Genomic DNA, 22,103 nt, shown 5'->3' on the forward strand with positions numbered 1-22,103 from the left:
ATCCGGCGTCGCTGAGCATGGCCTGTTCCGCGCCCGTCCTTTTGACTTCACGGCACTCTGATCCGGGCCGATCGTCTCCGTCGGCCCGGAGGGGGCGCCGGCGCAAGCCTGAGGCTCAATCGCCAGGTGTCCAGTTGATCTTGGGCTTCTGCGACAGGATCCGCTCGAAGTAATTGGCCACCGCTTGCGCGCCATCCGCGTGCATCATGGCAACCGGATGCGCGAGGTAGGCCCGGGCCAGATCGAGCGGGATCTCGCCCGCTTGAAGCGCCGTGAGCACCGCGTCGATGAAGGCGTCATTGGCCTCGTTGAAGTCGCCCGACAGCTTCTTACGATCGTTCAGGGCCTTGATCGGCATTGTGTGGCTGTTCCTGTCGCTGGGGCGAGCCGCGCTCCGGCCGCTCCCGTCCGAATGCCCTATCCTCGGCAGCCGGAGCCAGCCAGCCCGGATGCGCGAATCAGCGCGTTACCGCCTGCCGTCCGCACCATGCTTCCTGGCACGTAGGCGCCAAATGCAAGCTAAGCTATTGAAAAAATTGACGCGCCCGACACGATGCGAACATGTGACCTTTGCCTGAGGAGGGGCGCGCAGCCATCCCTTTGAGCGATCAGGGCATTCGATTGGCCCATACAGCGCTATTGCGTCCACACCCAGTTGGGCGACGCGCAGGCCACGATCAGCACCCGTAGCTCAGAGAGACGCCCTCGATGTTCAGTCCCGCCTTGCGGGGGCGCTCGTCGCAACGAGGCTACTTCGGGAGGGTGCGATCCATGTTCCACAGGTTGAAGGCGCGCTCGCCGAGCAGCGTGTCGAGGCCCTGTTCCTGAACCTCTTCCGGCACCCGCAGCGTCCCGAAGCGATCCAGGCCCATCAGGATCATGAAGGTGGCGAAGGAGGCATAAGCGCCGACGACGAGGACGGCGAGAAACTGGACGCCGAATTGCTGCAGGCTCGCCGAGACCTGATTGATGTGCGGGCTGGCCAGGAGGCCGATGAGCAGGGCACCGGTGAGGCCGCCGACACCGTGGGCACGCCAGACTTCCAGCGTGTCGTCGATCCTCAGCCACTTCTGGACGTGCTTTGCAAAGTAGCAGGCCGTCGCGCCGATGGCGCCGATCGCCAGGGCGGCGATGGGCTCGACATAGCCGGAGGCCGGCGTGATCGTCGCGAGCCCCGCCACTGCGCCGACGAGGACGCCGGAAAAGGACGGGTGCTTGGTCTCGCGCCATTCCCAGAACATCCACACCAGCATGGCGATGGAGCCCGCGAGCATGGTGTTGGTGAAGGCGTAGGCCGCCAGCGCATCCGCTGCATAGGCGCCGCCGGCATTGAAGCCGAACCAGCCGAACCACAGCAGACCTGCACCGAGAGCGACCAGGGGCAGGCTGGCCGGCGCGGATTCGGATTCGCCCGCCGCCACTCTCCGTTTGCCGAGAAACTTCGCCGTCGCCAGCGCGGAAAATCCCGCGGAGGTGTGGATGACGATCCCGCCGGCGAAATCGACGACGCCCAGCTTGGCCAGGAAGCCTCCGCCCCAGACCCAGTGCGCGGCCGGCACATAGACGAGGATGGTCCAGGCCGTGACGAAGAACAGGTAGGCGCCGAACCGAAAGCGCCCGACGAAGGCGCCGGTCATCAGGGCCGGCGTGATGATGGCGAACATCATCTGGTAGGCAAAGACCATGATGAAGGGAATATTGGGAGCGTAGGACGGATGTGGCTCGATGCCGACATCGTACATGCCGAAATAGAACGCAAAATTTCCGATCGTGCCGCCGATATCCGGACCGAAGGCGAGGCTGAAACCTCCGAACACCCAGATGACGCCGACCACACCGATGCAGACGAAATTCTGGATCATGACGGACAGCACATCGCGCTGTCTGACGAGGCCTCCGTAGAAGAGGGCCAGAGCCGGCGTCATCATGAGGACCAGAGCGGTGCAGATGAGGATGAAGGCCGTGTCGCCGGCATTGATGCCTTGCATCGCGTGCTCCTAGATCTGTGCTTCTCGGAAGGGGGGCGTGTCGGCGATCGCGATGCGCGGCCTCGCCGGTCCGGCAAGACGGTGCCGATCGAAACGGGATCGATGCCGTGCCGTCATGCGAGGCGTCCGGATGAGGGCGCTCGGGCGCGTCACCGCGCGGTTCCGGCTGCGTGGACCGGCGCCTTGCCCGGCACCTTGCCCGGCACCTTGCCTTGGTCGCCGATCATCGGATCGGCCACCGGCCCGTGCGGATGGGGCGCCATCAGCTTCTTGGGCGCGATGAAGAGGTACATCGTCAGCACGTAGGGGCCGGTAAAGGACGGGATGCCCGCCGGCGCGACCATGACGTCGAGGGCGCCCTGGACGAAGACGGTCATCACGGTGGCGAGACCGGCATAGACGGCCACCCGCGGCGAGGGCGTCAGGAAGACGACGCCGACGGCCATCGCCGTCAGGACTGGGCTGAAGCCGTAGAGGCCCTGGCTCACGGCCTTGGGATCGGCACCCATCGCGATCGCGACGACCATGCTGATCAGCGATCCGGCGGCGGCGGCGATCCCGGCCGGGACCGAGGCGATCAGGATGCCGGCCAGGATGATGACGCCGCTGACGGCGCTACCCAGCAGGTAGACCTGCGCGATGTTGCGGAAAAAGATTGCGACGAGGTCCATCGGTCCCGGAATGCCGGTGAGGTCGGGCGCGACATCGCTCGCGAGCTTGGGGGCATCGCCCGTCACGTGCAGGCCGCCGAAGGAATAGGCTGCGGCGACCATCAGCCAGCCCGTCAGCACGAAGGGACCGGTCGAGCCGGGAATGCCCCATTTGCCGGTCAGCGTCGCGCTGAAGGCGGCGGTGAAGACCGTGCTCGCCGCCGCCCCGATCACGATCGAGGCCCAGAGTTGGGGCGAGGCTGCGATAAAGGTTGGAAGCGCCGCGCCGACGAGAGCGCCGTTGAATCCGTAGAGACCGGAAGAGACGGAAGGGGCGTCGCATTCCAGAAGTCGCGCGGTCAGCGTTGCGACGAGAACGCCGACCGCCGCCCCGATCGTGGTGGCCCAATTGCCCGTCACCGACGAGGCGTAGGCCATCGCGACGAAGAACAGCACGCCCGTCAGGGCATTCTCCATGAAGAAGACTTGGCTCGTCCCGCGCAGCGACTGGACGAGAAGGTTGCTGTTCGCTCGCGGCATGGGTCCGGTCCTCGCTCAGCGCCAGTAGGGTTCGGCGGGAAGAGACCGGTCGCGCGCTTCCTCGCGCACGATGCGCCAGAACCGGCGAACCTCGCTGCGCACGTCGTAGGTCTCCACGCCGACGGCGCGCAGCATCAGCCCGGCAGCGTTGGGCAGGCGGCTCACGCCGGACAGCGCCCGCGGCGCCTCGATCGGGAAATGGGTCTCGAACCGTTCCTTGATGCGCGTGGCCGTCTCGGGAGGCGTGACGCAGAGGATGTTGGCGAAGGCGTCGAAGCCGCGCATCGCCGCCGCGAAGGCGATCGTCGGATCGCCCTTCTCGATCAGGATCTTTTCCGCGAACAGCTTGTGGCCGCCGGGCCGGCGCAGGCTCACGTCCATCGACAGCAGGTCGAAGCCGAACCGCTCCGCGACATGATGATGCTTGCGGCCGGCGAGAACCATCTCGCCGTAGAGCAGGGTGGCGTCCGCCGCGACGACGAGGTCCGTGCGGGAGAGGAAGCGCGAGCCGCGATAGGGAATGGTGAAGTCCGGCAGGTATTCGAGGTAGCCACCCGCCGCGACGGTCACGGTCTGATGCTGCGAGGCATAGTTCGCATCCATGCCGTGGATGCGGTTGGCGCCCTGAGTGGAGATGTGCGCGCAGGCGCCTTCCCCCACCGCGATGTCGATCGTGTAGCGGTCGCCCTGCAGAATGCCGCCGCCGACCGAGATGATCGGGCAGACCGGCAGTTCCGGCATGGCCTCGTCCCAGTAGAGCGCCTGCTGCACCAGCAGTGGAGCGACCCGGTAGAGGTCGTGGAGCACGGAGCGACCGCCGCGCAGCGAGAAACCGAGACGCAAGCGGCCGACCTTGCCGGGCGCGCCCGCCCGCATCTGCGCCGGCTCGGTCTGGAAACCGCGCAGTTCGCGCGCCGCGTCGATGAGGCCGGGTGGCTCGTGCAGGGTCATGGTCTCACGCGCTCGCCGCGAGCGGAGGATCCGTCCTCACGTCGAACAGCGCCATGTCGAGAACAAGCTGGAGGAGGTCGTCGACGCCCTCGCCGGTCTTGCAGTTGGTGAAGAGGAACGGCTTCTTGCCGCGCATGAGTTTGGAGTCGCGCGCCATGACGTCGAGGCTCGCGCCGACATAGGGGGCGAGATCCTTCTTGTTGATGACGAGGATATCCGACTGGCAGACTCCGGCGCCGTTCTTGCGCGGGATCTTGTCGCCGGCCGCGACGTCGATCACGTAGATGTAGAAGTCCGCCAGCGCCGGGCTGAAGGTGAGCGTGAGATTGTCGCCGCCGGACTCGATCAGGATCACGTCGCTGTCGGGATACTTGTCTTCGAGTTCCTCGACCGCGGCGATATTCATCGACGGATCTTCGCGGACCGCCGTGTGCGGGCAGGCCCCGGTCTCGACGCCGACGATCTTCTCCTCGATCAGCACGCCGTTGAGGGTGCGGCGCACCTGCTTGGCATCCTCCGTCGTGACGACGTCGTTGGTGATGATCAGCGGCTTGATCCCCAGCGCGATCAGGCGCGGCGTGATGGTCTCGATGACGGCCGTCTTGCCCGAGCCGACCGGGCCGCCGATGCCGATACGGGTGATCTTCTTCATCTCGATTTCCTTTGCCGCACTCAATTCATGAACAGGCGGACATGGACCGTGGTGTGATGAGCAACGAGCACGTCGAAGACCGGCGCGAAGGCGGCCATCTCGTCGAGGGCGAGATCGCGCACGGCGAGGTAGTCGTCCTCGACGCGGCCCTGGGCGGCGAACAGGATGCGCTGGGTCTCGAAATGGTCGATCCGCATCAGCCGGAGCGCGGCGCTCAGGATCATCGAGGCCATGCCGTACTGGTGGACGACGAAGGCGTCCGTCTCGTCCGCGCCGAGATGTGCGAGGGTGATCGCCTGACCGATCGGCAGGCAGCCGGGGGTGGCGTCCGATCGGATATCGGCGAGCCAGCGCTCCAGCACCGGCGAGGGGCCGACCTTGAGCGCCAGCTCGGCGAGCTTCTTGCCCATCCGCGTCAGCATCAACTGCTGCTCCTCGCCGACGCGGCGGCAGAGCAACGCTCGGTCGGCGGTGACGATGCCGGAATAGTCCTCCGCCAGGGCGGCGCGATGGGCGTGCAGCAGCGCGACGCCATCCACCCGGGCGTTCTGGTGCAGAACGAGTTCGACGAATTGCAGCAGGCTGCTCGCGTCGCTGACGATCCCCGTCTGCAGCGCGGATTCGAGGCCGTTCGAGAAGGCGAAGGAACCGATCGGCAGCGTCGAATCCGAGAATTGCAGCAGGCGCGCGAGATGCGTCATGCCGCGCGGTGCGAGACGGGCCCTCGGCTCACCGCGCCGCATCACGCCACCGGATCATGGCGGTGATGATGCGCGTGCGAATGGCCATGATCGTGCGCGTGATCAGGGTGGTCTTCATGGTGGTCTTGGGCCTGTGCAGCCTCGTGACCGTCATGATGGTGGTGTGGGGTGGCGTCGGCACCGGCAAAGAGCAGCCGGACCTCCTTCGCGTCGAGCTTGGCCGCCACCTCCTCGCCCGGGGCGAAGCGGGTCGTCACATGGGCGAAGGCGTGCGTGCGCATGACCGACGCCATCACCTTCTGATCGACCGAGAGCGGCACGTAGACCGTCGATCCCTTGATCACCGCCGGCCAGTGCTGGTTGCCGAGGCCGTGCCCGAGTTCGAAGGAGGCGCGCAGGATCTCGTGCGGCGCGAGGCTCTCCAGCCCCTCCAGCTCGATGACCAGCACCTCCTTGAGGGCGATCCGGGCCACGACGATGAGCTTTTGCGCCGCGTCGTAGTGGAGCACATCGCCGTCGTGCAGGTGCTCGGAGCGCGGCAGCGAGATCGCCAGCTCGATGCCGCTCTCGCTGGCCTTGCGCAGGCGTCTCTTGGGCGCCTCCCATTGCTCCAGCACCAGCGGATCGATCCGCGCCTGCCCCGCGCGCTCCTGCCAGACCGGATCGCCGAGATGACCGAGTTTGTGTTCGACGAGGATCATTCGTCTCTCCCAACGGACCGCGCTCACGCGCGGCGCAGGCGTTTCCCGGATGCGATTCCGAACCAGATCGCGGCGTAGCCGACGATCAGGCTGGACAAACAGTAGAGGATCGAAAGTCCGACTTGGCCCGTCGACGATGCTTCGGAAGTGACGCCGTAGATGAAGCTCGAGAACGTCGACATTCCGCCGGCGAAACCCGTGCCGATCAGGAGCATGAACTCCTGCGATACGCTTCCCAGGCGATGAAGTTCGAAGGCCGCGCCGAGGCAGAGGCAGGCGACGACGTTGGCGGTGAAGATGTCGAGCGGAAAGGCGCCGCTGTGCTGCGGGATTAGCAACATGAGGAACTCGCGCGTGAGGGCGCCGAATCCGCCACCGATGAAGACGAAAACGGCCTGTGCCCCCATGACGAGCCCCTACGCTCGCGCCAGGGCGACGCCCGCCGCCGCGGCGCAGAGGCCGACGCCGACCGACGCGACGAGGTACAAGGCGGCCAGCCCCTGGCGATGATCCATCGCCATCTGCGCCGTATCGAGCTGCATCGAGCTGAACGTCGTGTAGCCGCCGAGAAAGCCCGTCAGAACCAGGGACGACACCACGTCCCCGTGGCGTTGCTGCCAGCCGAGGGCGAGCGCGGTGGAGAGATAGGCGATCGCGAAGGCGCCGGTGACGTTGACGAGGAAGGTGCCGAACTTGAAGCGTGCGGGGATCGCGCGGTCGATGAAGCCGCCGAGCTGCCAGCGCAGCAGAGAGCCGGCTCCGCCGCCGAGACACACCCACATGATGTCGATCGGTTTCATGAACGCATAGACCGAGCTGTGAGCCGGCGGCGGGAGGTCAGCTGAAGAAATGGAGCTGCGCGAGCGGAAGATGCGTGGCGGGCTCGATCGTGGCGTGCTTGCCGTCGACCATCACCGCGAAGGTCTCCGGGTTGACCTCGATGACGGGAAGCCGGTCGTTTCGAACCATCGACGCCTTGGTGATGGTGCGCGTGCCGTAGACGGGCACGACCTGGGACGTCAGCTCGTAGCGATCCACGATCCCGTCCTCGTAGGCGGCATGGGACGTGAAGGTCACGCGCGTCTTGGCCACGGCCGGGCCGAGAGCGCCGAACATCGGACGATAGACGACCGGCTGCGGTGTCGGCAGCGAGGCGTTGGGGTCGCCCATGATCGCCCAGGAGATCATGCCGCCCTTGATGACCATTTTCGGCTTGGCGCCGAAGAAGGCCGGTTCCCAGAGGACGAGGTCCGCCATCTTGCCGACCTCGACCGACCCGATCACGTGCGAAACCCCCGCCACGATGGCGGGATTGATCGTCACCTTGGCGACGAAGCGCAGCACGCGCTGATTGTCGTTGCCGGACGCATCCCCCTGATAGGCACCGAGCCGCGCCTTCATCAGATGGGCCGTCTGAATGGTGCGCGCCCAATTCTCGCCGACGCGGCCCATGGCCTGGCTGTCGCTCGACAGGATCGAGATCGCGCCGAGATCGTGCAGAACGTTTTCCGCCGCAATGGTCTCGGCGCGCACGCGGCTTTCCGCGAAGGCGACGTCGGTCGGGATCTTCGGGCTGAGATTGTGACAGACCATCACCATGTCGAACAATTCCGCCTGCGAATTGATGCCGTAGGGCATGGTCGGATTGGTCGAACTGGGGATGACGTTGGAAATGCCCGCCACCCGGATGATATCCGGGGCGTGGCCGCCGCCCGCGCCCTCCGTGTGGTAGGTGTGGATCGTGCGCCCCTCGAACGCGGCGATGGTGCTCTCGACGAAACCCGCCTCGTTCAGCGTGTCCGTGTGGATGCAGACTTGGATGTCGTGATCGTCCGCGGCGGTCAGGGCCATGCGGATCGCCGCCGGCGTGCTGCCCCAGTCTTCGTGAACCTTCAAACCCATCGCGCCGGCCCGGATCTGCTCCTCGATCGGGAGGAGCGCCGAGCAATTGCCCTTGCCGTGCACGCCCGCATTGACCGGCCAGGCATCGAAGGAGCGGAGCATCATCTCGATGTTCCACGTGCCCGGCGTGATGGTCGTGCCGTTGGTGCCGTCGGACGGGCCGATGCCGCCACCGAACAGCGTCGTCACGCCGTTGCTGAGCGCGGCCTGGGCCTGCTGCGGCGAGATCAAGTGGACGTGGGCGTCGATGCCGCCCGCGGTCAGGATGAGGTGCTCGCCGGAAATGGCGTCCGTGCCCGGTCCGAGCGCGAGACCCCGTGTCACCCCCGACATCGTCGAGGGATTGCCGGCCTTCCCGATCCCGACGATCAGGCCGTTCTTGATACCGACATCGGCCTTGATGACGCCCTGGACCGCGTCGAGGATCGTGACATTGGTGATGACGAGATCCGGTGCGCCCGCCGCACTGGTCAACTCGTTGTCGTAACCCATGCCATCCCGAAGCGTCTTGCCGCCGCCATAGACGGCCTCCTCGCCGTAGACGCGAAGATCCTTCTCGATCTCGATGTAGAGGTCCGTATCGGCGAGCCTGATCTTGTCGCCTGTCGTCGGCCCGTAGAGATCCGAGTATTGCCGCCGCGAGATCTTGCTCATCCCAGCGCTCCAGATTCGGCTATCGAAGGGGGCAGGTTACGGCTTGTTCTTGAACCCGTAGCGGTTCACGCGATCCAGCGCGTCCGACAGGCGAGGGCGGTAATCGTCGTAGGTTTCATCGCCGACCCAACCGTCGACGAGGCCGTTGAAGCCGAGCACCCGCTGCTTGCCCTGATAGGGAACGAGCGAGACCTCCCTCTCGTCTCCGGGCTCGAAGCGCAGAGCGGTCGTGGCCGGGATGTTGAGGCGCTTGCCGAAGGCTTGCTCGCGATCGAACTCGAGCGAGGCATTCACCTCGAAGAAATGGTAGTGCGATCCGACTTGGATTGGGCGGTCACCCGTGTTTCGGACCTTGATCGCTGTCGTCGGATATCCGGCATTGATCTCGATATCCCCTGATCCGAAAATAATTCCGCCGACGGGCGCCTTCTTCTGGGGAGGACTCATCGTATCACCTCCTGATATCTCGATTTACTTGATCGGAGCATGCACCGTGATGAGGCGCGAGCCATCCGTGAACACCGCTTCGACCTGAACGTAGGGAATCATCTCCGCGACACCGTCCATGACGTCGTCGCGCGTGATGGTTTTACCTGCGAGTTCCATCACTTCTTCCACCGTCTTGCCGGCGCGGGCGCCTTCCAGGGCCGCGACGGAGATCAGGGAGACGGTTTCCGGATGGTTGAGCTTGAGCCCCTGGTCCCTACGGCGCTGTGCGACCTGGGCAAGCATGTAGATCAGCAGCTTGTCAGTTTCACGCTGAGTAAAGTGCATAGGCGGCTTCCCGAGCGAATGCGGCCTGCCTTGGCAGCCAATTTATTGGCACCCAGAGAATATATTGCTTTCAACCTATAGCATTAACTTAAAGAACGTGGATAGCCCCGTTTGAATACGGACTATTACTTAACCAAGTGATCAATTTCGCTCATAAGTTGTTGTAATAGCGGGAAATTGGCGCGGGACTTGGCTGCCCGTTACGCTTCCAGCCTCGGCGCCAAATGGCTTCCCCATTTCGGCGGGGAGGGGCACCAAGTCACGACGCTAGAGTTGTACCGGCTGTTCGGCTCCGCATCGGGATGCTCGATTTTGGGGCCGCTGCTCCGGCTCCGGTGGCCATCGGTCATCTCAGGACGTGAAGCTCAGAAGCCACTGGCCTCGAAGACTTTTCGCGGACGATGGGTCGAAGACTTGGGAACCGGCAGGACATGCCGCGCCGTGTCGGCACCGACGCCTTAAGAGTGGCAATCTTATCAAGAAGTTCGTCGTCAAAATCTGCTGCGACCGGGATCGTTGGGGTTAATAATGGCTGCAATGCCTCGATGAGATGCGCGAATACGGAAAATTCCTATCTTGTGCCTGCCCATAATTTGCAGTTTAGTGGCGCCCGGATCACTGAGTGCCTAGGTTGCACGATGTCGCCGCTTCTGACGCGCCTGCTCGCATCGGCCAGCGCACTCGGCGTGAGTACGCTTCCGAGCCATGCGCTCGATCCGACCGCCGTCGAGCTGGAGGAACTGCAGGTCACCGCGCAGGGCGGTCCCGCACATCCCTCTGCGACGGTTGCGGGACCGGCCGCGAACCTGAAGACCCGGATCTCATCGTCGGTCCTGGCTCTCCCGGGCAACACCACGGTGATCGACGCCGCGGAGATCGCCCGTCTACCCGTGCAGAGCTACGGCGACCTCTTCCGTCCCGTGGCAGGCTTCGATGTCTCGAATTACGGCCAGGGCGGCGTCGGATACGGTATTGCCCTGCGCGGCTTCACCGATGCCGAGCACGGCCGCGACGTCGCCGTCTTCGTCGACGGGGTGCCGATCAACGAGGTTTCCTCGATTCACACCCCGAACTACGTCGATCTCAATCCGCTGATCCCGGAGACCATCCGCTCCATCAGCATCGTGCGCGGCCCCTTCTCGGTCGAGGCGGGCGACGCCAATCTCGGCGGCTCGATCTTCATCGACACCAAACGGGCCGAGCCCTTCTCGACCGTCGGCGCGTCGGGCGGCTCCTTCGGCACGGGGCGGGGGCTTGCCACCTTCAGCCAGCTCGGCCCGGGGATCCGGCCCTTCCTTGCCTACGAAGGCTACGGCACCGGGGGCTATCGCGAGAACGGCGATCTCGGCCGCTACAACGCCTTCAACAAGGTCACCATCCCCCTCGATCTCGGCTCCAGCCTGTCGCTGCGGGTGCAGATGTACGGCACCGGCTTCGGGCAGCCGGGCTACCTGGAGCGCGACCTCGTGCGCGCGGGTCTCGTCTCACCGCGGGCCGCGACCAACATCACCGATGGCGGCGGCAAGACCCTGCAGACCTTCGTGGCCAACTACGTCAACGGTGGACCGGACGACGAGGTGGCGGCGCTTCTCTATGCCAGCCACGACGTGTTCAGCCGCTTCTCGGATTTCGGCGCCGGCCAGCGCGGGCAGGTCGAGGAACGGGAGACCGTGGGCGGCCGCATCCGCAAGGTCTGGACGACGAGCCTGTTCGACGCGCTGCCGATCCAATTCCTCGTCGGCGGCGATTGGCGGAGCGATGCGCTCGAGGTGAACACCGGCCCCTCGGTCGCGCGCAGCTTCACCGCACGCACCCTCGATCTCGATCTGTTGCAGCACAACCTCGCGGCCTACGCGCAGGTTCAGGTCAAGCCGGCGCCCTGGCTGAAGCTGACCGGCGGCGCGCGCTTCGACCAGTTCTTCTACGACGTGCGCAACAACCTCGACCCGGCCCTGTCGCCCAAGGTCAGCCCCAACGTGGTCTCCCCCAAGGGCGGTGCGGCGCTCACACCCTTCGACTGGCTGGAGCTGTTCGCCAATTACGGCCAGGGCTTCCGCAGCCCCTCCGCCTCGAGCGAATTGACGAACAATCCCCGCCTCACCCCACTGAGCATCGAGAGCACGGAGGGCGGCGGCCGCCTCGTGTTCGACCGGTTCAGCCTCCTCGGCACGGTGTTCTTCACCGACATCGCCAACGAGGTCTTCCAGCCCGCGCCCGGCCTGCCCGTGCAGAACCTGGGCAAGTCCCGCCGCGACGGCTTCGAGGTCGAGGCGAAGGTCCTGGCCTATCGTGAAGGCCTCGACCGCGTGGCGTTGTTCGCCAACTATTCCGGCGTCTCGGCCCGACTACTCAACGGCGCGCCATCCGTCTTCATCCCCAACGTGCCGGCCTATCTGGCAACCCTCGGCGCCGAATTCGACATCGCCGCACCGGTCGCCCTGTTGCCCCGCGGGCGCCTGACGGGTGCGGCCTACCTGTCCTACATCGGTGCCAAGCCGCTGACCGAGGATGGCGCCTTGCATTCCTCGCCCTATCCGCGCGTCAGCGGCCGGATCGCCTACGTCCACGAGAACGGCTGGACGACCTACGGGCAGGCGACCTGGTATCCCGGCGACCGCACGAGCGAGAGCATCTTCAACTTCGGCTCGTCGGTCTCTGCCTCGGCCGCCGAGATCTTCACCAGCCCGCAGCCGCGCCTGACGCTGCTGGCCGGCATCACCTGCAGCCTTGCAACAGGAGCACCTCTTCGATGAGACGGACCGCCATCCTCACCGCGCTGCTCGCCCTTACCGCACCGGCTTGCGCCCACGACATCTGGCTCGACCCGGCCGGCAACGGCGTGCAGATCCTCTATGGGCATCCCCACGAGCCGGAACTGCCGAGTGCTGGCAAGCTGATGAGCCTGACCGCCTACGAGCCTTCGAGCGCGGTGGCCCTGAACGCCAAGCTGCAGACCGGCCCGATGCCCGCGCTCAAAGCCGCGCATCAGGGCGACGCATTGTTCGCAGCCGCCTACGACAACGGCTACTGGGTGCGCCTGCCCGACGGCAGCTACCGCAACGCCAGCAAGCGGATGCTGCCGCAGGCCGATAAGAGCCTCTGGTCGGTGAAGTTCGCCAAGGCCGTATCCGGCCCGACGGCCCCGTGGGACAGGATCGTCGGCCAACCGCTGGAGATCGTCCCGCTGGAGGAGCCGGCTGCGGCCTCGGGCCAGATCCGGGTGCGGGTGCTGTTCGAGGGCCGTCCGCTCGGGGGCGCCAGCGTGGTCGCCACCGACGGCGTGAACTTCAAGAGCGAGGCGGATCAGGCCCGCGCCACGACGGACACGGACGGCGTCGCCGTCGTTTCGCTGCGCAGTGCCGGCCCGCAGGTGCTCGGTGTCGCTCACCGCGTGACCCCTTCGCAGACGCCGACGCTGGCCGATGCGGACAGCTACGGCGCGACGCTCGCTTTCACGGTCACCGACCCGAAGTCCAACTGAGCGAGAGGCTCGATGGAGCGCAGGCGGCATCGGCTCTCAAAGCCCGCGCCGCCTCGATCAAGGTCCACGACGCCGAACGGCATCGCTTTCGCGCCCGAGGGTGCGACGGCTTACATCGTCGGTGCCGATGAGGGCACACCACAGGCCGCAACGAGAAGCGAGGCGCTTTACGGCGTCCGCCAAGAGACCGGATGAACTCATGGCGCCGCCGCGAGCTCGGCGTTCATCGCCCTGAGGCAGGAGATGGGGCGGGTGCGTTCGGAGAGTCCCACCACGCGAGCGGGGTTCGCATGACTTTGGGCGAACCCCGTCGGTCCGCTGCGTTCACGGCCTGATGCTTCTGTGCTCGCATCACGGGGGCGGTTCCAGGCGAGAGCTTTCGGATCGGCTGCAGAGGAAGAAGCGGATGCAGGCCGAAGACTCGGCATGCCGTGCCGAGGACCAGACCGCCGCCGCGCAGGTGCGCCGGATCGACCGCGACCCCAGCCGGATCCGCTTGCTTGGCGCGCAGTTTACCCGCCTGCGCAAGCGCCTGCCCTTGCGCCGCCGTTTCGTCGGCGGTTTCGCCCACGGCGTCATCTCCGCCATCGCCGCCATCGCCGCATACCTGCCGACCCATCTGCTCGGCCTGCGTGAGGGCTTCTGGGCGGCGATCACAGCGGTCGCCGTCGCCCATACCGAGTTCGACACGACCCGCTCCACCGCCCGCGACCAACTCACGGGCGCTTTGATCGGCGGAGCCGCCGGTCTCGGTGCCTATCTCTCGCTCGGCCCCTCCCTACCGACCTACGCATCGGCTGTCCTGCTCGCGACACTTGCCTGCTGGCTCGTCAACGTGTCGAGCGCGTGCCGTGTCGCCAGCATCACCGCCACGATCATTCTACTCGTGCCCCATGTCGGGCCGGTGGAGCGCATGGCGGGGTCGCGGGTGCTGGAAGTCGGCTGGGGCGTTTGCGTGGCCGTGGCGACGGTCTGGATCGCCACCCGCCTGAACCGTGGGATTGGGATCAAACTCTGACGCCGAGTGCTTCGAGTTAGGAGAGCCTCGTCCTGTGACCCTGACCCCAGCAAACTGGTCCGCGCTGAGCGCAAGTTTTTCGGGCATCCTGAACCCGGAAGGAGGGAGGATGCCATGCCTCGCAAACGCTTCACGAATGAACAGATCTCCTTCGCCCTACGGCAGGCGGAGACGGGCGCCCCGGTGGACGAAGTCTGCCGGAAGATGGGCGTGTCCGAGCCGACGTTTTACCGCTGGAAGAAGCAGTTCGTCGGCGTGGGCGTGCCGGAGATCCGGCGGCTCAAGCAACTGGAGGACGAGAACAGCAAGCTCAAGCGGGCTGGTCGCCGATCTGACGCTGGACCGCTCCATGCTGCAGGATGTTCTGAAGCGAAAGTGGTGAGGCCCGCCGTTCGCCGCGAGGTCGCCGGTCACTTGCAGGTGGTCTACGACATCAGCGAGCGACGGGCCTGTCAGGCTACCGGCTTCGGCCGTTCGTCCCAGCGTTACAGGAAGCGAGCCGACCCGTAAGTCGCTCTGCAGCGTCTGCTAACTTCTTGAGGAGATTGGCGCGCCAATCAAAATAAAACTGCGAACACCTATGTGATTGAAATCTCAAGGTAGTTTGCGGCGTCAGATCCGAAGTAGGGGAGAGTTTAGGCACGTTGGACGGATATACCATCGCAGACGCCATCACAAAGCTGGCTTCGCCCTTCCAAAGCGCCGGTAGATGTGAGCGGCACTCCTGGTATTTGGCATTGCCAATGTCGTGGGCCTAGTCGTCAAGGTGTTCGCATCACTACGAGGATGCGTAGCCAGCTGCCCCCCTCACGCCGACGTGATAGGTTGAGAATGCCAACGTGTTGCGGAAGTGGGACACGCAGCCGTTGTTTTCCAAAATCGTCAAAACCGTCAGAGTCTTTGGTACTTTCTAAAGGCCACCCATCGTACACAGTATGGGTAGTCGCGGGCACTTCCGCGACCGGAGTGGCCCCCTTCCTCCATTAATCCGATGGCATCAACATTGAGCAATGCGAAGACATTTGCAATGCTGCGCTTAGTTTTAATCTGTCTTTTCACTCATCTCCAAATCACGCTGTGCTTGGGGATGGAGCAGCCATTTGCACAACACGAGAACTTTGTTGAATTGTGCGATCAGGCAGCCGCTGCACCTTGGGACTCGGATTCGGCGCATCGGCGCACACGCCTTGAATTCCGCCAGTTGCAACCCGAACGTGCTATTCCGTTTTGCCAGCGAGCCTTCGCGCAGAATCCCGACCTTCGTCGCCTGAGCTTTCAACTCGGCCGCGCCTATGATCGGCAAGGCGCAAACCAGGATGCGTATCGCGCCTACAAGGTCGCTGCCGACCTCGGCAGCGCCGCCGCCAAGGTGAACATCGGTATTCTCTACCGGCAGGGACGCCGCTTCGAGAAGAACGATACCAAGGCCCGCGCGTGGTTTCGCGAGGCGGCGGAAATGGGGCTCGCGGAGGGCATGTTTTGCTACGCGACGGCCCTCGACAACGGCCTCGGCGGTCCCGTGGACGGACCTGCCGCACGATCCTGGTACGAGCGGGCAGCGCAACGTGGGACGGCGAAGGCACGTGATGTTCTCGTGCGTCTCGATATCGACGGCCCCGGCACGGGTGCCCGCTGTGATTAGCCCCGGCCTCCTGGGCTGGTGCTGTGGAGAAAGGCCGTGACGGAAGGGTCGCGTTTCGTCGGCAGTCGCACGCTGACCGACCTCGACCTCGTTCGGATCGATGACGGGCTTGTCATCGAAGGTTACGAACGCCTGGTCCGTCTGCTGCGACAGCGCGGTGGTGCGGCTGCGGCCCGGCTCTTTGCCGAGCCGGTCTTGTCGCACAGCAACGGATCCGCTGCGGCGCGTGTCGACTGGTACACGTCCCTCGACGGACCTGTTCGCAGTCTCGCGGACCTCGACCCCGGCGAGGCCTCGGAGCTGCGTGACCGGGTCCGCGCGATCCTCTCCGACTTGGCGCCCCTCCTGCGCGACCCCGTCGAGGGTCCTTTCCTTGGGGCCTGTCTGAATCTCGCCGGGCCGCGCGCCGTCCTGGCCATCGGCGATCAGCCGCTCCTGATCGATTGGGGCCTCCTCCCGGCCGGACTGGTTGCGGACGAGGCGAGCCGGCTGCGCCATCACGCAAATACCCTCGGGGGCCTCCTGCCCCCGGGCTTGCCGATGCCGCCGGTCGGACGCGCAGACTGGTCGTCCCGCTTCCCATCCGACGAAGCGCCATCCTCCGAGACTGCACCGGCAGCGAGGGCAGCCTTACGTCCGCCACGGGCCCGTCCCCTGCTAGCTTGGTCGAGCCCGGCACCTGTCGCTGTCGCCTGCGCAGCCGTTCTTCTCGGACTGTCCTTTCTACCGGGCGCGCTGACGTTTCCCAGCGCTCCGCGGACGGTGCCGTCGGAGGCGCGGGCGCTGCAGGCCGCATGGCTCGACAACCTGCAGCGACGCCGCGACGTCCTGGCGTCCGCCGCCGCGTTCGCCTGTCCGCGCCTGCGAGCCGAACTGCCGTCCCTGGTTCCCCAGAGCCCAGCCGGAGTTCGCCTGCCACCCGATGCCATGTCGCGTCCTCAGGCCCGGGCCGCGATCGGGCCCGCGATCCAAGGACCGGCCACGCCTGACCCGGCCAGTCTCGTTGCCCGACTGGAGCAGGGCAGCGTTTTGGTCCTGGCGGGCAGTTCCACCGGCTCCGGCTTCTTCGTCAGCGACGAGTTCGTGGTCACCAACCGCCACGTAATCGAGAATGCCGAGATCGTGAGGATCGCAGGCCGCCATGTCGGGATTATTCCGGCTACGCTCGTCCGAACCGGAGGTGAGGGCCACCTCACGGATTTCGCCCTGTTGCGGGTTCCGCGTCAGGCCGACGTGCGACCCCTCGCTCTGGCTGTACCCGGACGACCACTGACACCTGTCGTCGCTGCCGGCTTCCCTGGCCTTCACCTCGGCACCGACCCGACGTTCGCAAGGCTCGGCGAGGGGGACGCTTCCGCGAGCCGCGACCTGGAACCGGTCCTACAGACCGGCGTCGTCAACCACCTTCAGCGCTACGACGACGCGGCCGTGACGCTGATTCTTCACAGCGCCGAGATCGCTCCCGGCAACAGCGGCGGACCGTTGGTGGATTACTGTGCGCGCGTCGTCGGCGTGAACAGCTTCGGCCGCAGTGACGGGCGCATGCCCGTCACTGCGCGCTACGCGTTGGGGGCGGACGGTCTCTCGGCATTCCTGGAAGCCAGTGGCGTCGCGGCACCGCTCGACGCCGAACCATGCGACCTGCAGGCGACGGCGCGGGAAGCCCCGCCCGGGGAGCCAGCGTCCGCTGCCCCGCGGGAATCCGGTCCGGGTGCCGGGGCCGCCGCGGAGCCCGCGCCGGACGCGGCACCGAGACCAGCGCCGAGGGAGGGTGCCGTCGCCCCTCCGCCCCGCCCCACCGCTCCCGTCCCCTCACGCCCCCGTCCGGGGCGTGAGGGCGGGCCGCAAGCGCGTTGAGATCGGTCGCCAGATGTCGAGCACCGTCAAGCTGACCGAGACGCCGCGCCAAGGTCTGGACGCGGTCAATCCGAAGCTGAATCAGCAGTTCGACCAGTTCGTCGCCCTGCTGGCCCAGCGGGTCGGTCGCGCTCACGCCAAGCTTTTCGCCGAGCCGGTGCCGATCACCATAGCGAAGACAGGCCTCCCGGGGCTCGCCTGGTTTGCCGACGGAGACGGCGAGGCCGCGCCCGTCGTGGGGCTCGAAGCCGGCGAGGCGCAAGCCCTCCGTCGCGTAGCGGGGCGCCTGAGATCCGAGGTCGCCGCCTTCGCCGACACGCTCGAGAGTGAGGGCGAAGCTTCGCGTGACCTTGCTCGCCTCATCCGAGATGCGCTCGTCACCCCTGACGACGACCATCTCTGGTCTCTCGGCGGCCAACCGGTCCTGGTGGCATGGGGCTATCGTCACGCTCAGGGGATGGGCGTCGTTGCCGAGCGGAACGGCGCGATCACCGGCAGCGCCGCAGCCGCGATGGTCACACCGCGGACATCGCAGGCCGCCCAGCATGCGAGTGCGCCGCCGCCCCCGCGGCCTGAAGCGGTGAACGACGCCGGCGTGGTGCGGGCGAGATCGGCTCTCGTGCCCGTCCTGTGGCTGGTGTTCGCACTTCTCTCGCTGGCTCTCGGCGACCGCCTGCTGCAGGCCTGTGCGATCGGCAGCGCCAATTGGCCGGACTGGCTGAAGGGCGTCTTGCCCGATCACTGTCCCGTGGCTTCCCTTGGCATCGACCCGGCCGACCTGTCACAGCGCGCAGCGATCCAGGCCATCGAGGGCGAAGTGCACGCTGCCGAGCTTGCGCTGACGCGCCGTGCCCTGTCCTGCGATGCGAGCTGTCCCCTTCCATCGCGTGCCGCGATCCCGCTTCCGTCCACGCCGGTCACCCCGCCGCGCGCCATCGCCGCCGATGTGGAACGGCGTTTGGAGCGGATCGAGCGCGGGCGATACCTGGAGCTGACCCTCGCCTGGGACGGGGCTGCCGATCTCGATCTGCAGGTTGCCTGCCCCGATCAGGCCCGGATCAGCTTCAACAACCGCAACGCCTGCGGAGGCCGCCTCGTGGCCGACCAGAACGAGGGCGGAGGGACCAGCGCCAGCCGCCCGGTCGAGCACATCATCTGGGACGAGGCGCCGACGCCGGCCGGAGTCTTCGGCATCGCCGTCGCCCTCTACGACCGGCACGGCGATGCGCGCCCGAGCATTCCGTTCCGCCTCGTCCTGTCCCAGAACGGTCGGGTGATGAGGGAAGAAGAAGGGCGGGTCTCGGCTCCCCGTGTCTCCCAGAGCGTCTTCACCTTCCCGGTTCCGATCGTCCCCGCTTCCGGAGCCCCTGCCATGCCGTGAACTTCGGCCGTGAGCATGCCCCCTCCACGCGTCCCCTGAGTCCCGGCAAGGCCGTCTCGTATCAGGATTGTATCCGTCCCGATGTTCGTCGATCCCGTCACCTTCGGTCCCACGATCCGACTCGTGCCCCATAGCGGCGTGCAGTTCGTCGAGTACGCGTTCAACATCGATGCCGTCGGTCGCCTGTCGCGCCGCTTCATCGAGCGCGAGGTCGAAGGCGTGTCCCAGCCGGCGGGTCGGCAGACCTATCGGCTGCTCCCGACCTGGGACGAGACCGACCCGGGTGGAGAGGAAATCGAGACCGCCTGCGGTGCCGATCGCGAATACGCCATCAGCGAGCGAGGCGCCCTCGAAGTGTTCCTGGAGAAGTGGACGCCGATCCCGATGCTGCGGGTGAAGGCGGGCATCGAGGGAGGCGACGAACTCGACGTGGGCCCGACCAACTGGGCGCGGGTGCGCGTCGCAGAGGTATCCGACCGCGCCCCCGACAGTCCGATCAGCCATCGGGTGATCTTCGCCTTCGACACGGAACTTCTGGAGCGGCGCCCGAACCGGCCGTACACGGCGCCGAGCCTCGACGATGCCGCCAACGAGCACGAGTTCCGGTTCGCCTTCCGCTTCCGCGACATCGGCTGGTTTCTCGGCGCGGCCTCCGACAGCGAGGAGGCGCGCCAGCGCGCCGGCTTTCAGGAATGGGTGCCGTCCTGGCTCTCCGAGCAATTCCGCGAGTTCAAGGCGGCCCAGCGGCCCGACCGGCCTCTGCGGGACAGCGATTTCCCGAACACCCTCGAGCACTATGCCCGCTATCTCGTGCTGCTCGAATATCTGCAGCGGGCGATCCAGCCCCGCGTCATGCGTCTGACCGATACGGTCTCGGCTCTCCCAGCCATCAAGCCGGTGACCGTCGACCTGATCCTGGACATCGGAAACAGCCGCACCTGCGGAATCCTGATCGAGTCGCACCCCAACGAGGATCGCGTCGACCTCAACAATTCCTTCGTGCTGCAGCTTCGCGACCTGTCCGAGCCAGAACAGGCTTATGTCGAGCCGTTCGAGAGCCACGTCGAGCTATCCCACGCCCGCTTCGGACGCGATCATCTCTCGCGGCTCTCGGCACGGCCGCGCGCGTTCTTCTGGCCGAGCCCCGTTCGGGTCGGGCCGGAGGCGAGCCGTTTTCGAGAGCTGGCGCAGGGCACCGAGGCGGTCGGCGGTCTGTCGAGCCCGAAGCGCTATCTGTGCGACGTGAGACCGGTGAACCAGGAATGGCGCTTTCCGGATCGCGACTACGGCGCCGATGGAACGAGCCCGCTCATCGACCGGACGATCCGCCAGTTCGTCAACAGCCGCGGCGACGTGATCTCCCAGCTCGACGCCGACAGGAAGCGCTACGGCATCCGGGTTCAGGCCGACGATCGGATCGGTGCATCGCGGCTGACGTTCTCACGGTCGTCCTTCTTCACGTTCATGGTCGCCGAGGTCGTCTGCCACGCGCTGTCGATGATCAACAACGCCGGCGTGCGTGAGCGTCGACGGACGAAGGACGCGCCCCGCAAGCTGCGACGGATCATCCTCACCCTGCCACCGGCGATGCCTGTGCAGGAACAGCGTCTGCTGCGCTCCCGGGCGGAAGGCGCCGTCAAGCTGATCTGGCAATTGATGGGATGGGCCGACACCCCACCCCCGGGCGTCACGCAGCCGGAGGTCCACGTGTCCTGGGATGAGGCGAGCTGCGCCCAGTTCGTCTATCTCTACGGAGAGATCACGCAGAAACTGGGCGGGGCCGTCGACGGCTTCCTCAAACTCATCGGCCGCCCGCGACCCTTCGCCGAACCGGACACGAGACCCGCTCCCGGCACGCCCGCCGAACCCTCGGTGCGTATCGCCAGCATCGACGTCGGCGGCGGCACCACCGACCTGATGGTGACGACCTACTACGCGGAGGGGAACCGGGCGATCAAACCAGTGCAGAATTTCCGAGAGGGATTCAGGATCGCGGGCGACGACATCCTCAAGAGCGTCATCGAGAGGCTCGTCCTGCCGACCATCGAGGAGGCCCTGCGCCGTGCGGGGCATCCTGACCCGCACGCGCTCCTGCTCGAGCGCTTCGGTGGCGACCGCGCCAACATGGCCGAGCAGGAAAAGCACCTGCGCCGGCAATTTGTATCCCGCGTGTTGGAACCGATCGGATTGCGTCTTCTGGCCGATGTCGAGGCCGAGGGCGAGTTGACCACCCGTCCGTTCTCGGAATTCTTCCCTGAGCGCGGCGGCCGCGTGGTGCGCCGTGCCCTGCCGCAGCCACGCCTGCTCGATTTCCTCGAAGGTCCGGCGCGGCGCGACGGCGCCACCGGCTTCGCCCTGGTGGATTGCGTGTTCGAGGCGCGTGCCGAGGTTGTCGGCGCCTGCGTGGTGTCGGTTCTCGACCTCGTGCTCGACAACCTCTGCGAGGCGATCCATGCCCTCGATGTGGACGTGGTGCTGCTGTCGGGACGTCCCTCGCGTCTCTCGGCCTTCGTCGACCTGCTCGTGAACAAGCTGGCGGTCTCTCCCGATCGGATCGTGCCGCTGCACCAGTACCAAGCCGGCAACTGGTATCCGTTCCGGGATCGCGACAACCGCCGCATCGGAGATCCGAAGACGACGACGGCGGTGGGTGGAATGCTCTGCGCGCTGGCCGAGAGCCAGCTGACGAACTTCACCCTGTTCACCCACCGCTTGGGCCTGCGCTCGACCGCCCGGTACATCGGCGAGATGGAATTGAGTGGGCAGTTACGGGATGCCGGTCTTTGCTTCCGCGACGTGGACCTCGATGCACCCGCAGCAGCGCGGGCGAGCGGACCCGCGATGACTGCGAAGCTCCGCTACTATGCGCCGATGCGCCTCGGCTACCGGCAATTGCCGGTTGAGCGCTGGATCGCAACGCCCCTGTATCGCCTGCGTCTCCGAACCGGACAGGAGGCGACGCCGTTGCGCCTTCCCCTCGACATCACGCTCGAACGCATCGGCGATGGGCGTGCTGACGATGACAGCCCGGATGCACTGATCCGTTCGGAATCCATGAAGGAAGAATTCGAAATCACCGATGCCTACGATGCGGACGGCCTCGACGTCAAAAGAAAGATCGAGCTTGTGCTCGACACTCTGGTTTCTGAGCAAGGCTACTGGCTCGATACCGGAGTTCTCTCCGTCGATTGAAGGCATTGTCTGCCCCGAA

19 protein-coding genes and 1 pseudogene are annotated in these 22,103 nt (G+C 66.1%); 8 read left to right on the top strand and 12 right to left on the bottom strand.

The window, feature by feature from the left end:
• Positions 1–115 precede the first annotated feature (115 nt).
• The 12 genes from E4V01_RS21380 to E4V01_RS21435 all read right to left on the bottom strand — a co-directional run bounded on the left by E4V01_RS21380 (position 116) and on the right by E4V01_RS21435 (position 9,513).
• Positions 116–358, bottom strand: a complete 243-nt coding sequence (locus E4V01_RS21380) for a hypothetical protein (protein WP_015821983.1) — start codon at positions 356–358, stop codon at positions 116–118.
• 391 nt (positions 359–749) lie between these two features.
• Complete coding sequence (locus tag E4V01_RS21385; protein ID WP_135299740.1) at positions 750–1,988, bottom strand: ammonium transporter; 1,239 nt, start codon at positions 1,986–1,988, stop codon at positions 750–752.
• Between the two features lie 149 nt (positions 1,989–2,137).
• Entirely contained in the window at positions 2,138–3,178 is a 1,041-nt protein-coding gene (gene yut / locus E4V01_RS21390) for an urea transporter (protein WP_135299741.1), read from the bottom strand.
• A gap of 15 nt (positions 3,179–3,193) precedes the next feature.
• Positions 3,194–4,129 (bottom strand): urease accessory protein UreD, encoded by a 936-nt coding sequence (locus E4V01_RS21395; RefSeq protein WP_135299742.1) that lies wholly within the window; start codon positions 4,127–4,129, stop codon positions 3,194–3,196.
• Positions 4,130–4,133: 4 nt separating this feature from the next.
• A complete protein-coding gene (ureG, locus tag E4V01_RS21400) occupies positions 4,134–4,781 on the bottom strand; it encodes an urease accessory protein UreG (protein WP_135299743.1) in 648 nt (215 codons plus the stop codon).
• A gap of 20 nt (positions 4,782–4,801) precedes the next feature.
• On the bottom strand, positions 4,802–5,482 hold the full coding sequence (locus E4V01_RS21405) for an urease accessory protein UreF (protein WP_135299744.1): 681 nt from the start codon (positions 5,480–5,482) through the stop codon (positions 4,802–4,804).
• A 41-nt stretch (positions 5,483–5,523) separates the two neighbouring features.
• Positions 5,524–6,183 carry an urease accessory protein UreE gene (gene ureE / locus E4V01_RS21410; RefSeq protein WP_135299745.1) on the bottom strand — a complete coding sequence of 220 codons (660 nt, stop codon included), beginning with the start codon at positions 6,181–6,183 and terminating at the stop codon, positions 5,524–5,526.
• A gap of 23 nt (positions 6,184–6,206) precedes the next feature.
• Positions 6,207–6,590 carry a fluoride efflux transporter CrcB gene (crcB, locus tag E4V01_RS21415; protein ID WP_135299746.1) on the bottom strand — a complete coding sequence of 128 codons (384 nt, stop codon included), beginning with the start codon at positions 6,588–6,590 and terminating at the stop codon, positions 6,207–6,209.
• A gap of 9 nt (positions 6,591–6,599) precedes the next feature.
• A complete protein-coding gene (locus tag E4V01_RS21420; protein WP_060768994.1) occupies positions 6,600–6,983 on the bottom strand; it encodes a CrcB family protein in 384 nt (127 codons plus the stop codon).
• A 37-nt stretch (positions 6,984–7,020) separates the two neighbouring features.
• Entirely contained in the window at positions 7,021–8,739 is a 1,719-nt protein-coding gene (locus tag E4V01_RS21425) for an urease subunit alpha (RefSeq protein WP_060768993.1), read from the bottom strand.
• Between the two features lie 36 nt (positions 8,740–8,775).
• Positions 8,776–9,186: an urease subunit beta gene (locus E4V01_RS21430; RefSeq protein ID WP_060768992.1), complete on the bottom strand. Its 411-nt coding sequence runs from the start codon at positions 9,184–9,186 to the stop codon at positions 8,776–8,778.
• A 24-nt stretch (positions 9,187–9,210) separates the two neighbouring features.
• Entirely contained in the window at positions 9,211–9,513 is a 303-nt protein-coding gene (locus E4V01_RS21435) for an urease subunit gamma (protein WP_135299747.1), read from the bottom strand.
• A gap of 638 nt (positions 9,514–10,151) precedes the next feature.
• Between E4V01_RS21435 and E4V01_RS21440 the strand changes: the two genes are divergently transcribed.
• From E4V01_RS21440 to E4V01_RS21475, 8 genes and pseudogenes are all read left to right on the top strand, one after another.
• Positions 10,152–12,266, top strand: coding sequence for a TonB-dependent receptor (locus E4V01_RS21440; protein ID WP_135299748.1), 2,115 nt, complete (start codon positions 10,152–10,154; stop codon positions 12,264–12,266).
• Positions 12,263–12,994, top strand: a complete 732-nt coding sequence (locus tag E4V01_RS21445; RefSeq protein ID WP_135299749.1) for a DUF4198 domain-containing protein — start codon at positions 12,263–12,265, stop codon at positions 12,992–12,994. Before E4V01_RS21440 ends, E4V01_RS21445 begins: the two co-directional genes overlap by 4 nt.
• Positions 12,995–13,400: 406 nt before the next feature.
• Positions 13,401–14,012, top strand: a complete 612-nt coding sequence (locus tag E4V01_RS21450; RefSeq protein ID WP_135299750.1) for an aromatic acid exporter family protein — start codon at positions 13,401–13,403, stop codon at positions 14,010–14,012.
• Between the two features lie 114 nt (positions 14,013–14,126).
• Positions 14,127–14,519, top strand: a pseudogene (locus tag E4V01_RS21455) (transposase); the annotation flags it as partial.
• Positions 14,520–15,039: 520 nt separating this feature from the next.
• Positions 15,040–15,654 (top strand): tetratricopeptide repeat protein, encoded by a 615-nt coding sequence (locus E4V01_RS21460; protein ID WP_245517634.1) that lies wholly within the window; start codon positions 15,040–15,042, stop codon positions 15,652–15,654.
• 36 nt (positions 15,655–15,690) lie between these two features.
• Positions 15,691–17,511 (top strand): serine protease, encoded by a 1,821-nt coding sequence (locus E4V01_RS21465; RefSeq protein ID WP_135299751.1) that lies wholly within the window; start codon positions 15,691–15,693, stop codon positions 17,509–17,511.
• A 13-nt stretch (positions 17,512–17,524) separates the two neighbouring features.
• On the top strand, positions 17,525–18,892 hold the full coding sequence (locus E4V01_RS21470) for a hypothetical protein (RefSeq protein WP_135299752.1): 1,368 nt from the start codon (positions 17,525–17,527) through the stop codon (positions 18,890–18,892).
• 81 nt (positions 18,893–18,973) lie between these two features.
• Positions 18,974–22,084, top strand: coding sequence for a virulence factor SrfB (locus E4V01_RS21475; protein WP_135299753.1), 3,111 nt, complete (start codon positions 18,974–18,976; stop codon positions 22,082–22,084).
• Positions 22,085–22,103: the final 19 nt, after the last annotated feature.

The organism is Methylorubrum sp. Q1, assembly GCF_004683995.1.
Classification (GTDB): Bacteria; Pseudomonadota; Alphaproteobacteria; order Rhizobiales; family Beijerinckiaceae; genus Methylobacterium.